This window comes from Candidatus Fermentibacter sp., from assembly GCA_030373045.1.
GTDB lineage: Bacteria > Fermentibacterota > Fermentibacteria > Fermentibacterales > Fermentibacteraceae > Fermentibacter.
This window is the reverse complement of record JAUCPW010000019.1, coordinates 1-13659: the sequence shown is the minus strand read 5'-3', so window position 1 is coordinate 13659 and position 13659 is coordinate 1. Positions and strand designations below refer to the sequence as shown.

The 13659-nt window shown below is 68.9% G+C and carries 18 protein-coding genes, 1 tRNA gene and 1 other RNA gene; all 20 read left to right on the top strand.

Features of this window, described 5'->3' with window-relative positions; all coding sequences use genetic code 11:
• The first annotated feature begins 369 nt into the window (after positions 1-369).
• Positions 370-1347, top strand: a complete 978-nt coding sequence (locus QUS11_03935; GenBank protein MDM7992439.1) for a hypothetical protein — start codon at positions 370-372, stop codon at positions 1345-1347.
• Between the two features lie 49 nt (positions 1348-1396).
• Positions 1397-1472, top strand: a tRNA-Ala gene (locus tag QUS11_03930).
• Positions 1473-1485: 13 nt separating this feature from the next.
• Complete coding sequence (locus tag QUS11_03925; protein MDM7992438.1) at positions 1486-2871, top strand: hypothetical protein; 1386 nt, start codon at positions 1486-1488, stop codon at positions 2869-2871.
• Between the two features lie 106 nt (positions 2872-2977).
• An RNA gene (gene ffs / locus QUS11_03920) (signal recognition particle sRNA small type) lies at positions 2978-3076 on the top strand.
• A gap of 47 nt (positions 3077-3123) precedes the next feature.
• Positions 3124-4575, top strand: a complete 1452-nt coding sequence (gene dnaX / locus QUS11_03915) for a DNA polymerase III subunit gamma/tau (GenBank protein ID MDM7992437.1) — start codon at positions 3124-3126, stop codon at positions 4573-4575.
• A gap of 8 nt (positions 4576-4583) precedes the next feature.
• Positions 4584-4877 carry a YbaB/EbfC family nucleoid-associated protein gene (locus tag QUS11_03910; GenBank protein MDM7992436.1) on the top strand — a complete coding sequence of 98 codons (294 nt, stop codon included), beginning with the start codon at positions 4584-4586 and terminating at the stop codon, positions 4875-4877.
• Positions 4874-5461: a recombination mediator RecR gene (gene recR, locus QUS11_03905; protein MDM7992435.1), complete on the top strand. Its 588-nt coding sequence runs from the start codon at positions 4874-4876 to the stop codon at positions 5459-5461. Before QUS11_03910 ends, recR begins: the two co-directional genes overlap by 4 nt.
• Positions 5462-5471: 10 nt before the next feature.
• Complete coding sequence (gene pgsA, locus QUS11_03900; GenBank protein ID MDM7992434.1) at positions 5472-6044, top strand: CDP-diacylglycerol--glycerol-3-phosphate 3-phosphatidyltransferase; 573 nt, start codon at positions 5472-5474, stop codon at positions 6042-6044.
• A complete protein-coding gene (locus QUS11_03895) occupies positions 6041-6502 on the top strand; it encodes a phosphatidylglycerophosphatase A (GenBank protein MDM7992433.1) in 462 nt (153 codons plus the stop codon). Before pgsA ends, QUS11_03895 begins: the two co-directional genes overlap by 4 nt.
• The gene (locus QUS11_03890) at positions 6489-7715 is read left to right on the top strand and encodes a nicotinamide-nucleotide amidohydrolase family protein (protein ID MDM7992432.1); all 1227 of its coding nucleotides are present in this window, start codon (positions 6489-6491) and stop codon (positions 7713-7715) included. The genes QUS11_03895 and QUS11_03890 overlap by 14 nt, the downstream gene beginning before the upstream one ends.
• Positions 7712-8248: an RNA 2',3'-cyclic phosphodiesterase gene (gene thpR / locus QUS11_03885; protein MDM7992431.1), complete on the top strand. Its 537-nt coding sequence runs from the start codon at positions 7712-7714 to the stop codon at positions 8246-8248. Before QUS11_03890 ends, thpR begins: the two co-directional genes overlap by 4 nt.
• Before the next feature lie 73 nt (positions 8249-8321).
• Positions 8322-9401: a recombinase RecA gene (recA, locus tag QUS11_03880; GenBank protein ID MDM7992430.1), complete on the top strand. Its 1080-nt coding sequence runs from the start codon at positions 8322-8324 to the stop codon at positions 9399-9401.
• Positions 9402-9456: 55 nt separating this feature from the next.
• Entirely contained in the window at positions 9457-10008 is a 552-nt protein-coding gene (locus tag QUS11_03875; GenBank protein ID MDM7992429.1) for a regulatory protein RecX, read from the top strand.
• Complete coding sequence (locus tag QUS11_03870; protein ID MDM7992428.1) at positions 9995-10483, top strand: hypothetical protein; 489 nt, start codon at positions 9995-9997, stop codon at positions 10481-10483. The genes QUS11_03875 and QUS11_03870 overlap by 14 nt, the downstream gene beginning before the upstream one ends.
• A gap of 137 nt (positions 10484-10620) precedes the next feature.
• Positions 10621-11025: a YkvA family protein gene (locus QUS11_03865; protein MDM7992427.1), complete on the top strand. Its 405-nt coding sequence runs from the start codon at positions 10621-10623 to the stop codon at positions 11023-11025.
• A 112-nt stretch (positions 11026-11137) separates the two neighbouring features.
• Complete coding sequence (gene rplM / locus QUS11_03860) at positions 11138-11572, top strand: 50S ribosomal protein L13 (GenBank protein ID MDM7992426.1); 435 nt, start codon at positions 11138-11140, stop codon at positions 11570-11572.
• 17 nt (positions 11573-11589) lie between these two features.
• Positions 11590-11979, top strand: coding sequence for a 30S ribosomal protein S9 (gene rpsI / locus QUS11_03855; protein ID MDM7992425.1), 390 nt, complete (start codon positions 11590-11592; stop codon positions 11977-11979).
• Between the two features lie 146 nt (positions 11980-12125).
• Positions 12126-12869, top strand: coding sequence for a 30S ribosomal protein S2 (rpsB, locus tag QUS11_03850; GenBank protein ID MDM7992424.1), 744 nt, complete (start codon positions 12126-12128; stop codon positions 12867-12869).
• Positions 12866-13462 (top strand): translation elongation factor Ts, encoded by a 597-nt coding sequence (locus QUS11_03845; protein MDM7992423.1) that lies wholly within the window; start codon positions 12866-12868, stop codon positions 13460-13462. The genes rpsB and QUS11_03845 overlap by 4 nt, the downstream gene beginning before the upstream one ends.
• Position 13463: 1 nt before the next feature.
• A partial coding sequence (locus tag QUS11_03840; GenBank protein MDM7992422.1) for a hypothetical protein occupies positions 13464-13659 on the top strand: 196 nt, incomplete at its 3' end.

Below are 13659 nucleotides of genomic sequence, written 5' to 3'. Positions count from 1 at the left end.
GTATAAGAGACAGCTCCCGAACCGTTCGATTTCACGAGCATCTTCCGGACCGCCGAGGTCCCGGCTTCTCCCGGCCCCGTGCAGGCTGCCGCGGAGACCCCGACGGATCCTCTCCTGCAGTCGATATTCGGCACCGGCCCCCTGGCCCCGCAGATGTCCATGCCTGCGGCAGCGCCGGCGGCGGCACCGGAACCCGAAGCTGCGCACGGGCCGGCACCTGCTGCCGAACCGGCCGACGCATCCGGGCCGTCGGCAGCCGCAGCCGGGCCTGCGGCAATTCCAGAGTCCGCGGTAGCCGCCGAACCCGCTGCCATGCCCGGACCGGCTCTCATGCCAGGATCCATGACAGTTGCAGAACCTGCCGCCGTGATGGAACCCGAAGCTCCCGCCGCCGCACCGGACATGCCGGCGCCGGAGATCCCGGTTGTTCCGGAAGCCGGGATGGCGGCAGCCGCGGACGACACCCTCCCCGTTCTCGAATCGATCTTCTCCTTCTCGACCGGTGAAGCGGAACCATCCACGGCTCCAGCCGAGGCAGCCGGGGAGGCGCCCGCTCCAGCCGAACCCGCTCCAGCCGAACCCGCCGCATCGGAGGCGCCTCCGGCGACAGCCGGGCCCGATGCCTCGGCCGGACAGGCCGCCGCCCCCGCACCCTCCGTGCCGGAGCAGGCGTGTGAGCCGGTGCGGGCCGGCGACGTCTCGCTCGAGGTGGTCTTCGGCGAAACCCTTGCAGGCGCAGCGGAACCGGCTCCCGGGGCGGTTCCCGAACCCGCTCCCGCTACGGCGGACGTGCCGGCGGAGGAGTCTCCGGTCGAAGCCCCGGCCGAGACCGTCCCCGGCCTTGTCCCCGCCCTGTTCGAGATCCATGCCGCCGGCTCCGACGAGCTCACCCGTGTCGACCTCATCGAGGGCAGTCTGGAAGTGAAGCTGGCGTACATCACGGGGATGGACTCCTCCATATCCGTGATCGCCGAGGACAGGAGGAGGCTCCTCACGGGCACCGGCACCATCGTGCTGGGCCAGGCCTCGCGCACGCCGGTGATCCTCGACATCGCGCCGGGAGACCTCGTCAGGAGCGACAGGCTGGTCCTGCACGACGCCGGGATGGTGTTCTCGGATGCGTCTTCCGGCGTCCTGCCATCCATGGTCAGGGTCGGAGGGGAGGGGGGATGGGCTCTCGCCTTCACCGGCGGCAGGTCGGCCGTTCTGGAGCCCGGGGACCAGGGCCTCTCCGTGCGCGCGGTGTGCATCATCCAGATGCAGCAGGGGATCACCGCCGAGGCCGATCCTGAAAGCCAGGGCTTCGTCAGGCTCTCGGGCGGCGGAACCGTCCTGGTCTCGACATGACACTTGCATCGCGGCCCGTGATTTCGCAGAATTGCTGCTCACGTCTGGCGGGGATGTAGCTCAGTTGGTAGAGCGCTGCTTTCGCAAGGCAGAGGCCGGCGGTTCGAATCCGCTCATCTCCACCAGATCTCCACTGACATGACACAGGCGCAGAGGGTGCTGGAAACCGCCTGGCTCGCCGTCAACGGGCGCGTCAGGAGCGAATCCCTGTCGGCATGCGACGGCTTCAGGGGCGAGTATCCGTTCGCCTCCGTGATCACCGTGGCAGAGGGCACGGCCGGCGACGCCCGCTCGGCCGGGATAGCCGTCTCCGTCATCAGGGACGTCTTCGCCGAGGGCGTGGCCTTCCGGGTCGGCGAGGCTCTCGTGGAGGCATTCCACGAGGCGGGCGAGAGGATCAGGTCCGAGGAGCTGCGCGGATGCTCCGTGACATCGGCCGCCTTCATCGGCCGGGAGGTCTGGATCGCGCATGCCGGGGCCTCGAGGGCCTTCCTGGCCGAGGCCGCCACCGCCTCCGCCCTCACCGACGAGCACACGCTCGCGAGCGAGATGAAGTTGGGCCCCCGGGATGCCGGCTACAGGCTGCGATCAAGGGACCTGACGCGCTTCCTCGGGCAGCAGGATCTGAAGCCCCAGACCCTCCGTCTCGAACTCACGCCGTCGCAGAGGATCGTACTCCTGACCCCGGGGATCTGGCATCACGCCACCCCCGCCAGGATAGCCGCATGCGCGGCGGGCAGGACCGATCCGTGCCAGGCGGCCGAAGCGATCGTCAGGGAGTCCAGGGTGCGCTTCAGGAGGTCCGGGGGGGCGGCAGCCGTCGCGGGGGAGCCGGCCGGGAGGATCACCAGGCGGAGGCGCAGGTGGTTCGCGGTGCCGGCGATCATCCTGCTCTGTGCGGCAGCCTTCTTCGTGACCAGGGGGGCATCCTGCCGGGGCGGGCCCGAGAGCGGCGCCACGGTCGTCCCGGGCGGGTCCGACTCCGCTGCAGTTCCCTGGGTGATGCCAATCCAGGCTCTTCCGGAGGAGGAGAAGCCCGCCGAGGGCCCCGCCCTGCCCGTGAGGTGCGTGGTCTTCGGCGAGATCGCCGGGCTTCCCGGCCCCGACACCCTCGACGCATTCGTGACCCCTCCGCCCGACTCCGTCTACGAGAACATCCCGCGGGGGGTCTACTACGTGGCGGGCGACAGCCTGACGGCCCCGTTCGCCAGGGAGATCGCCGCCAGGCTCGGGCTGGGCGATCCCGTGGGGCTGGACAGGATAGTCGTCATCCGCGAGTACGACGTGCCGTCCTTCAAGGCATGGCTCCCGGGAGTCGATGCGGGCGACGCATCCCGCACCGCGGTGGTGGTCGAGACCCAGTCGAGCGTGGCAGGCGGGGCGCCCTGGATCCGCAACTACGCCGTCTACGCCAACGGCAACCGCTCGAGGCAGGGCGAGCCGAGCGTCTACACGGGCCTGGGCCTCGAAGGGATGACCGCCGGGCTCGACCCCGGCTGCTACAGCATCCTGATCGCCCCCTGAAGAGCCCGGAATCCCTCCGCAACGGCGGTGCGCCATCCCGACCCGATCGCTGGACGGGTAGGGGCGCGTCCTTATAATTGAAGCGGCCGGCCACGCCGTGCGGGCCTCCGGAGGACCGCGCGACGGCAGTCCGTGAACCCCGTCAGGACCGGAAGGTAGCAGCGGTAATCGGATACTGCCGGGCGACGCGCAACCCGCCGCGACGGTGCGGCAGGCGTTGCCGGCCACCGACCCATCGCACCCGGGAGGGCCGTGAGCTATCTAGTCTTCGCGAGGAAATGGAGGCCGCAGGGCTTCGAGGAGGTCCTCGCACAGGACCATATCACCGTCACGCTCAGAAACGCCATCGAGAGCGGGCGGATCGGCCATGCGTACCTCTTCGCCGGGCCGAGGGGCGTCGGCAAGACCACCACCGCAAGGATACTCGCGAAGGCCCTCAACTGCGAGAAGGGTCCCACGCCCGACCCCTGCCGCGTATGCTCGAGCTGCATGCGGATCACCGCCGGATCCGACCTCGACGTGCTCGAGATCGACGGCGCGAGCAACCGCGGCATAGACGAGATCCGCGACCTCCGCGAGAAGGCCAGGTACTCCTCCGCCGGAGGCGGCTGGAAGATCTACATCATCGACGAAGTGCACATGCTCACCCGCGAGGCCTTCAACGCCCTCCTCAAGATACTGGAGGAGCCGCCTCCCAGGGTGCTGTTCGTCTTCGCCACCACGGAGCCCCGCAAGGTGCCCGCCACCATAGTCAGCCGCTGCCAGCGCTTCGACTTCAGGCGCATCCCGGCGGCGCAGATGGCCGAATACCTGGCCAGGGAGGCCGCGGGCGAGGGCATAGAGGCCGAGCCCGAGGCGCTGGCGATGGTGACCCGGGCCAGCGGCGGAAGCCTGAGGGACGCCCTCTCCATAATGGACCAGCTCGTGAGCTTCACCGGGGGCAGGATAACCAGGGAGGGAGCCGCCTCACTCCTGCGCGTCGTACAGGACGGCATACTCGAAGGCATCGTGGGGGCCGCGCTGGCCGGGGACCCCGGCGGGGCTCTCGACCGCGTGTCGGAAGCCTTCGCGCTGGGATACAGCGTCGAGGAGCTGAACGAATCCCTCGTCGAATTCCTTCGGAACCTGCTCCTGGCCGCGTCCGGGGGCGAGGCCGGCCTGTCCGACCTCTCCGAGGCCGAGGCCGGGGTGTTCCGGAGTCTCGCATCGGCCACGTGCGACACCGCCGTACTCGACATGCTGCGTATCGTCACCTCGGCCGCGGCCGAGGCCAGGCAGTCCAGCCAGCCCAGGATCCTGCTCGAAAGCGCGATCGTGGCCGCATCGCGGCTTTCATGGGCCGTCTCCCTCGAGAGCCTTCCCCGGGTGACGCCCGCTGTCCCGGCGGAGCCACGGGCCGTGCGCCCCGATGCCCCGCCCCCTCCGGCTGCGGCGCCCGCCCGCAGGGAGAGGGTCGAAGCCGCCCCCGCCCCCGTATCTCCCGGCGTGGAGAGCAGGCGATCCGACGAGATAAGGCAGAGCCCTGCGGGACCCGGGTACTCCGCCGGTCCGGGGGATCCTTCCGCAGGCGGCGATGCTCCCGGCGACGGCCCCGTACCCGCCGGGGGCGGAGAGACTCCGGGCGATTCCGAGATCACCCAGAGCCTCCTCGATCTCTTCGACGCAGTGAGCCGTGACAGGACGACCGACAGGAGGTCCCGTTGAACCGCCAGATGAAGGATCTCATGGCCCAGGCCCAGAAGATGCAGGCCAGCCTCACCAAGATGCAGGACGAACTCGCTCTTGCCCGGATCGAGGGCGGTTCGGGCCCGGTCAGGGCCGTGGTGAACGGTCAGGGCGAGCTGCAGGACCTGAAGATATCCCCCGGGGCGCTCGAGGGCTCCGACGCATCCCTCCTCGAGGACCTGGTCATGGCGGCAGTGCGCGACGCGGTCGCGAAGAGCCGCGAGTACTCCGCCTCCAGGATGGAGTCCCTGGGCCTCCCGCGCATGGGCGGGCTCATGTGAGCTCCGACTGGTTCGACTCCCTCGTGAACGAGCTGTCGAGGCTCCCGGGTATCGGGAGGCGCACCGCGGCCCGGCTCGCCTTCGCACTGGTGGACGACAGGGAGCTCTCGAGGAGCCTCTCCGACGTCCTGAGGCGCACCTTCGAGATGATCCACGAGTGCCCGGTCTGCCGGAACCTCACGGATTCGGAGATGTGCCAGGTGTGCCTCGACAGGTCGCGCGGCAACTCACTCTGCGTGGTCGAGAACGTGGCCGATCTCAAGTCCATCGACGAGGCCGGCCTCTTCCGCGGGCGTTTCTTCGTGCTGCACGGGCTCCTGTCGCCGCTCGACGGCATCGGGCCCACCCAGCTCGGCTTCGACAGGCTCGTGGCACTGGTTCGCGAAACCGGAGCCCCGGAGGTGATCCTCGCCCTCGACGCCACCGCGGACGGCGAGGCCACCTGCTCATGGCTCGGCCGGACCCTCGAACCGACGGGCACGCGCGTCACGAGGCTCGCCAGGGGTCTCCCATCCGGAGCCTCCGTGGAGATGATCGACTCGGGAACCCTCGTACAGGCTTTCGAGGGCCGGCAGAAGATCTGACCAGGACCGGATGATCCTCAACTGGCCCAACAGGCTGACCGTTGCCAGGATGGCGCTGGGCCCCGTCGCCACGGCTCTCCTGCTCGACGAGCGGCCGGGGTTCAGGGCGGCGGCGCTGGCCACCTTCGCGGCAGCGGCGCTCACGGACGTCCTCGACGGCTACCTCGCCCGCAGGTACGGGTGGATCACCAACCTCGGACGGTTCCTCGATCCGCTGGCCGACAAGCTGCTGGTCTCGCTGGCCCTCATCGGCCTGGTGCAGGTGGGGCTGGTCCCGGTATGGGCCGCATGGGTGATCATAGGGCGCGAGCTGCTCGTCACCGGGCTCAGGACCATCGCGGCCTACGCGGGGGTCATCATCATGCCCTCGCGTATGGGCAAGCTCAAGACGGTCTTCGAGATGTCGGCCGTGTTCCTCTATCTTGCGCTTGCGGTGCCCTGGCCCCGGCCGGGCGTCCTGCCGGAGGGGCTGCACGAAGCCGCGGCCAGTTCCGTGCTGGTCGCCGCCACCGCCCTTGCCGTGTTCTCGGGCCTCGACTACATCTGGCGCAACAGGTCGATACTGAAGAGACTGCTGTGGTGAGCCGCGCGGTGCTCCGCATCGGGGCTGCGATAGGCACCACGCTGGGCACCGGGTTCTCCCCGGCGGCCCCGGGAACAGTCGGCAGCCTGATCGCCTTCGGCCTCTGGCTCCTGTTCGGGGCGGCCTCGACGGAAACGGCCCTCGTCGTGCTGGCCGCACTCATCCCGCTGTCCCTCGCCGGGGCCGCGGCGGGCGAGGCCCTGTGGGGTCGCGACCCGGGCCGCGTGAACATCGACGAGGTCCTGGGAACCTGGATCGCATGCATGCCTGCGGGCGGCAGCGTGGCGCTGGCCGCGGCCGGGCTCGTGCTGTTCAGGGTCTTCGACATTCTCAAACCCTGGCCGGTGCGCTTCTTCGACAGGATGGACGGGCCGGCGGGAGTGGTGCTGGACGACGCCTGCGCCGGCCTGATGGCCGCGGTGCTCGTGTTCCTGGGAGGGTGTCTTGGAATTCGCTGACGCTGCGATTCTCCTGGTGGGCGACGAGGTCCTCTCGGGCAGGGTGCGCGACGCCAACATCCCCACGGTCGCGAGGGAGCTCTCGGCCAGGGGGATCCCGGTGTCGCGGGCCGGCGTGGCTCCCGACGATCCGGCCGGGATAGCCGCCGTGCTCGCCTCGCTCCGGTCGGATCGCCGGCTGATCGTGACCACCGGAGGTCTCGGGCCCACCGAGGACGATCTCACGCCCCGCGCCGTGGCAGCCGCCCTCGGCATCGGCTTCTGCGAGGATCCCGAGGCGCTGGGGATGGTCTTGGGGAAGTACTCCGCCCGCGGGGTCGAGTGCCCGCGGTCCGCGCGCGCGCAGGCATGGCTCCCCGAAGGTGCCCGCCCGGTGGACAACCCCGCGGGTATCGCCCCCGGCATCGTACTCACGCTCGCCGGTTCGGGCGAATGCATCGTGATGCTGCCGGGCGTCCCCAGGGAGGTGGAGGGGCTGGCCGGCCCGTGCCTCGACGCCGCCGGGGCATCGGGTCCCGGGCTGGCCGAGGTCTTCTGCCTGAAGATCTGGGGCATCCCGGAGAATGCGCTCATGGATCTCATCAAGTCGGAGGACCTCGACGGGGGCGCCTCCCTGGCGTTCCTGCCCAGCCCGGGGCAGGTCGAGCTCTCGTTCCGGGGGCCCGGGGCCTCCGCGGGATTCGAGGCGGTCGGGGCGAGGCTGGGCTCTGCCGTCTTCGCCCGGGAGCGCGGCCCCCTGATCGAACAGGTGCTGGGCGAAGCCCTCGCCGAGCGCGGGTTCACCCTCGCCACGGCGGAATCCTGCACGGGAGGTCTCCTCGGCGGCAGGATCACGTCCGTGCCGGGATCGTCGGGGTGGTACCACGGAGGGGTGGTCTGCTACTCGAACGACCTCAAGAGGCTGGCGCTCGGGGTGCGGTCCTCCACGCTCGGGGCATTCGGGGCGGTCAGCGCCGAGACCGCGATGGAGATGGCCGAGGGAGCGGGCAGGCTGGCCGGTTCGGACGCGGCCCTGGCCGTGACGGGGATAGCGGGGCCCGGAGGGGATTCGCCGGAGAAGCCCGTGGGCACGGTCTGGATAGCGGCGATCGCAGGCGGCAGGCACGAGGTGCGGGCCTTCAGGTTCGGGGGCACCAGGGCCACCGTTCGCGATGCCGCATGCACCTGCGCCATGGGGCTCCTGCTCGGGCTGCTGGCGGAGGATGAGGATTGAGGCTGTTCCTGGCCCTTCCGCTGCCCGGCCCGGTCCGGCGGCCGCTCTCGGACTACATCGCGGCCCACAGGGTCAGGTTCCCGGAGCTCAGGTGGGTCGATCCGGAGCAGGCTCACGTCACGCTCAGGTTCCTGGGCGCCGTCGATCCTGCGCCGGCGCTCGAATCCCTGCGTACGGCATTCCCGGAGCCCGTCGGGGACAGATCATTCATGCTGTCCACTTGCGGGGCCTTCGGCAATGGTAGGAAACTCCCTGGTGTGTACTGGCTGGGCGGCGGGTTCCCGGACTGGGTCCGCGCTCTGGCGGGGCGGTTCGCCTGCCTTCCCGACGACGCCGGCCGCACGGGGCATGCGGCCGGGTTCGTCCCCCACGTCTCCGTCGCCCGCAGGGGCGGGTACGGCGGGCCGGTGGAACTGGCGGCACCCGGTCCGTGGGAGGGTATCTTCGAGGAGGTCGTCCTCTACGACAGCGAGCTTACCCGGTCGGGTCCGGTATATCGAAGAGTCGGGGGCATCCAGCTCCAGGGCGCGTGATATGAAATCCACCGCCCGGTGGTGACAGCTCGGGAGCGTTGTCAGACAACCGGGCGAGTGAAAGGCGGGACACATGGCAAGGGAGAATCCGGCTGACGAGAAGCAGAAGGCGCTGCAGGCTGCCTTCATGCAGATCCAGAAGCAGTTCGGGCAGGGCTCGATCATGCGCCTGGGGGAGAACGAGATAGTCCAGGTCGACACCATCCCGACCGGCTCCCTGGCCCTCGATGCGGCCCTGGGGATCGGCGGCATCCCCAAGGGCAGGATAACGGAGATCTACGGGGCGGAGTCCTCGGGCAAGACCACCCTGGCGATGCACATCCTCGCGAATGCCCAGAGGATGGGCGGCGAGGCCGCCTTCATCGACGCCGAGCACGCGCTCGACCCCATCTATGCCGGCAAGATCGGCCTGAACGTCGACAAGCTGCTCGTCTCCCAGCCTTCAAGCGGCGAACAGGCGCTCGAGATAACCGAGATGCTGGTGCGCAGCAACGCGGTGGATGCGATCTGCATAGACTCCGTGGCCGCCCTGGTCCCCAAGGCCGAGCTCGAGGGCGAGATGGGCGACTCCCACGTGGGCCTGCAGGCCAGACTCATGTCGCAGGCCCTGCGCAAACTCACCGGAGCGGTCTCCAGGTCCAACTGCTCCGTGATCTTCATCAACCAGATCAGGATGCAGATCGGCGTGATGTTCGGGAACCCCGAGACCACCACCGGCGGGCGGGCCCTCAAGTTCTACTCGAGCGTCAGGATAGACATCCGCCGGATCGCCTCCCTCAAGGACGGCGACGACGTCCACGGCAGCCGGACCAAGGCCAAGGTCGTGAAGAACAAGCTGGCACCCCCGTTCAAGCAGTGCGAGTTCGACATCATCCATGGTCAGGGGATCTCGCTCGAGGGCGAGCTGGTGGATCTCGGGCTCGAGAAGAACCTGCTGCAGAGGCGCGGCACGTGGTACTCGTACGGCGACCTCCAGATAGGGCAGGGGCGCGAGAACAGCCGCAAGTTCCTGGAGGAGAACCGCGAAGTGGCGTCGAAGCTCGAGAACGAGCTGCGGAAGCTGTACGAACTCCCGCTCCGCAGCGATGCCGCTCCGGTGAAGGCGCCCGCCGCCGCGCCCGCGCCCGGCAAGGCGGCGGCTCCTGAGAGTTGATGCGGTAGAGCCCCTGCGCAGGGGCTGGGTCAGGGCGGAGGCGGGAGGCCGCTCGGTGGCGCTGCCTTCGCGCGAATGCGGGGAACTGGGTGTGGAGCCCGGCGCGGAGGTGGACTGGGAAGGCCTGTCAGCCGAAGCCGCCAGGCTCCAGGCCGGCCCGGCCGGCGACGATGCCGCCAGGTATCTCTCGACCTCCGAGCGGACGGCGAAGAGCCTCGCATCCTACCTCGCCCGCAGGGGGTACCTGCCGGAGGTGGCTTCGTCGGTCGTCTCGCGCTTCGTCGAGAACCGCTGGGTGGACGACGAGAGGTTCGCCAGGCTGTTCGCCGAGTCCCGGCCCGATCTTGGCCGGGCCGGCCTCGGGCGCGAACTGGTGAAGCGGGGGGTTCCGGCCGCGGTCGCGGCCCGCGTGTCCGGCGAGCGCTCCGACTGGGAGTCCGCCGGGGGGCTGATATCCCTGCTGAGGCGCCGCTACGGAGGCCTCCCGAAGGAGGCTGCGCTCCGCAGGGCCCTGGGCTTTCTCGCCAGGCGCGGCTTCTCGGGCGCCGAGGCCTGGAGGGCCGCGCGGGAGGCGCTCGGGGGGGGTGACTCCGATGAGGGATCCTGAGCCCCTGGCGTTCTGGACCAACCTCGGAGCCAGGCTCCTGGGCATGGATGCCCCGGAGGAGCCCCGCACCCCTCCCTGGTCGGAGGCATGGGCCGATCCCCCGGTGCTCCCGGCCGCCGGTGCGGCCGGGGTCCTTGCCGGAAATCCCCTGCGTCCCCGGAAGGTGTGGGCCGCGACATGGGAGGTCCTCGCCCCGCTGGGCTTCTCCCGGGCCCTCAGGCTGCACCCCTGGCCGGGCATCGAACTGTTCCTCCCCTTCCACAGGGGCATGACCGCGGTGCTCCCGCAGGGCTTCTCCGGCAGGGTGCCCGCGGTGGAGAGGGCTCTTTCCGTGGCCGGGCGGGGGGCCGCGGCATGGAAGTGCGGCTACAGGCTGGTCGTCGTGGTCGGGGCGTGCGACGAACCCGTCACCGGGATCCTGGGCAGGGCCGGGCTGTCCTGCGCCACGCCCGACCTGCTGCAGGAGCTTCTCTGAGGAACCCGGTGTCCGGTTACGGTGTCCGGTGACCGGTATCCGGAAGCCGGAAGCCGGATGCCGTATACCGGCTCCCTGCTCCCGCCGGTTATCTTACGGGCATGATCCCGGGCGCCTGTCGTGATGGAGGTGGCGGAATGGGGCGCAGCAACTCGGAGCCGGACCCGATGACCCGCGAAGAGATGCTCGAGAAGGCCGGCATGGTAACGCGCGAGGACATGGAACTCGTCCTCGACAACGCCGAGGAGATAGAGAGGAAGTCGTCCAGGGGACCCCTGGCGGCCGTCCTGGGCGACGTGAAGATGCTCGTCTCCCTGGTGCGCGACTTCATCTCGGGCAGGTACCGCACCATCCCGCGCTGGATCGCGGGCGCCGCGGCCGTGGCGCTGCTCTACGTCCTCAATCCTTTCGACGTGGTGCCCGACGTGATCCCCTTCCTCGGGTACGTCGACGACGCCTTCGTGATCGGGCTGTGCCTGAGCATGGTGCGGAAGGACCTCGTGAAGTACGCGGCCTGGAAGGAGTCGCCCGGGAGGGCCTAGGGCCGAGGTTGCGGTTGCCGGGAAAGCCTTGCATATTGTCCGCCGATTTTCCATCCGGCTCTGCCGGGTTCCTTTACACGCTTCGAACGAAGCCTCAGTGGAGGTATATCCCGTGAAAACCTACTCCGCCAGAGAGGGCGAGGTAGAGCGGCGCTGGTTCGTGGTCGACGCCGAGGGTCAGACTCTCGGCCGCCTGGCCTCCCATCTCGCCGTCGTCCTCCAGGGCAAGAACAAGCCCGTCTACACCCGCCACATCGACACGGGCGACTTCGTGGTCGTCATCAACGCCGACAAGATGAACTACACCGGCACCAAGGTGGAGCAGAAGGTGTACTACAGGCACACCCGCTACCCGGGCGGACAGAAGGCCACCACACTCAAGGTCATGGCCGAGAAGCATCCCGACCGGGTGCTGAGGCTCGCGGTGTGGGGCATGCTGCCCAAGAACATCCTGGGCAGGGCGATGCTCAGGAAGCTCAAGATCTACTCCGGGCCCGTGCACCCGCACGCCGCCCAGAAGCCCGAGCCCCTGGACGCCCGGGCATGACGAGCGGAGGAGGTGAAATGCAGGAGCAGTACATAGGCGTGGGCAGGCGGAAGACGGCTACCGCCAGGTGCTACCTCAGACCCGGACGCGGGCTCGTCGTGATAAACCACAGGGAGCCGGCCGAGTTCTTCTGCGATCTCTGGCAGCTCGAGCACGCGCTCGAGCCCCTGGACATAGTGAAGGGCCGCGAATCCTTCGACCTCGTGATCAACGTGGCCGGAGGCGGCCTCACGGGACAGGCCGGGGCGATCAGGCTCGGCATAGCAAGGGCCTTCGTCTCCATGAATCCGGAATTCAGGCATTCCCTGAAGTCACAGGGCATGCTCAGCCGCGATCCCAGGGAGGTGGAGCGCAAGAAGTACGGGCAGAAGAAGGCCCGCAAGCGCTTCCAGTTCTCCAAGCGTTAACCCGGCGGTGGCCGTCGGGGCCGGCTCATCCTGCCCCGGCGGCGGCCTCCGGATATCACACACGGCGGGAGGAGCCGCGCCATGGTGTCCGTATCCCCGGACGGCCGCGGCATACCGCCGGCGGAACAACCGAAAGGACTCTGCAGGTGAAGATTCCCAGCACGCCCGAGATGCTCGAGGCCGGAGTGCACTTCGGCCACCAGGTCAAGAGGTGGAACCCCGCCATGAAGCCGTTCATCTTCATGGCCCGCGGCGGGATCCATATCATCGACCTCGAGAAGACCCGCTCCACCCTCGAGGAGGCTGTCAACCTCGTCACCCGCACCATCTCTTCCGGCAAGAGCGTCCTGTTCGTGGCCACCAAGAAGCAGGGCCGCGAGTGCGTCAGGGAGCACGCCGAGAGGTGCGGGCAGCACAGCATGACCGAGCGCTGGCTCGGCGGCACCCTCACCAACTTCGCCACCGTGCGCAAGAGCGTGCTCAGGCTGGAGGAGCTCGAAGCCTTCGAGAAGGACGGTTCGGCCGCCAGGTTCACCAAGCGCGAGCTGCTGCAGAAGTCCCGCGAACAGGAAAAGCTGGCCAAGTACCTCAGCGGCATCAGGTCGATGAGGGACCTCCCCGGCGCGGTCATAGTCGTCGACATCAAGAAGGAGCACATAGCCGTCCTCGAATCGAAGCGGCTGGGCATCCCCTGCATCGGGCTCGTCGACACCAACTGCAACCCGCACGAAGTCGACTATCCCATCCCTGCCAACGACGACGCGATCAAGTCGATATCCCTCCTCGTGGGCACCCTGGCGGATGCATGCCTGCTGGGCAACGAGGGCAGGGATCCGGTCCGGGCGGCGGGCAGGCCGGCCGAGGCCGAAGGAAAGGAAGAAACCGAATGAACATAGATGCCAGCATGGTCAAGGAGCTGAGGCAGATCAGCGGCGGCGGAGTCCTGGACTGCAAGAAGGCCCTCGAGGAAACCGGCGGCAACATGGACGAGGCCCTGAAGCTGCTGCGCGAGCGCGGCCTCAAGGTCGCGGCCAAGAAGGCCGAGAGGGAGACCCACGAGGGCACGGTGTCGGCATATCTCCACAACGGCGGGCGCATAGGCGTTCTCGTCGAGGTGAACTGCGAGACCGACTTCGTCGCCAGGACCGCCGAGTTCCAGACCTTCTGCAGGCAGGTCGCGATGCAGATCGCGGCATTCGAGCCCGTGGCCGTCAGCAGGGAGGACATCCCCCCCGAGACGGTCGAGGGCGAGAAGGAGATCTACAGGGCCCAGCTCCGCGAGACGGGCAAGCCCGAGGCGATCATCGAGAAGATCGTCGAGGGAAGGCTCGAGAAGTATTTCGAGGAGGCCTGCCTCCTCGACCAGGAGTGGATACACGACGCGTCCGCCGGCAAGGTGGCCGACGTGAGGAAGGCCCTGGTCGCGAAGATCGGGGAGAACGTCGTAATCAGACGCTTCGCCCGCTTCCAGATAGGTTCCTGACATGGCGGGGGACCCTCCGTCCGGGAGGATCCTTCTCAAGCTGAGCGGTGAGCTGCTCGCCGGCGGCCGTGGATCCGGCCTCGATCCCGCAGCCCTCGCCGCCTACGCGGGCGAGCTCGTGAAGGTCGCCCGCGAGGGCTGGAGCCTCGGAGTCGTGATCGGCGGCGGCAACGTCACTGTCTCTTATACACATCTCC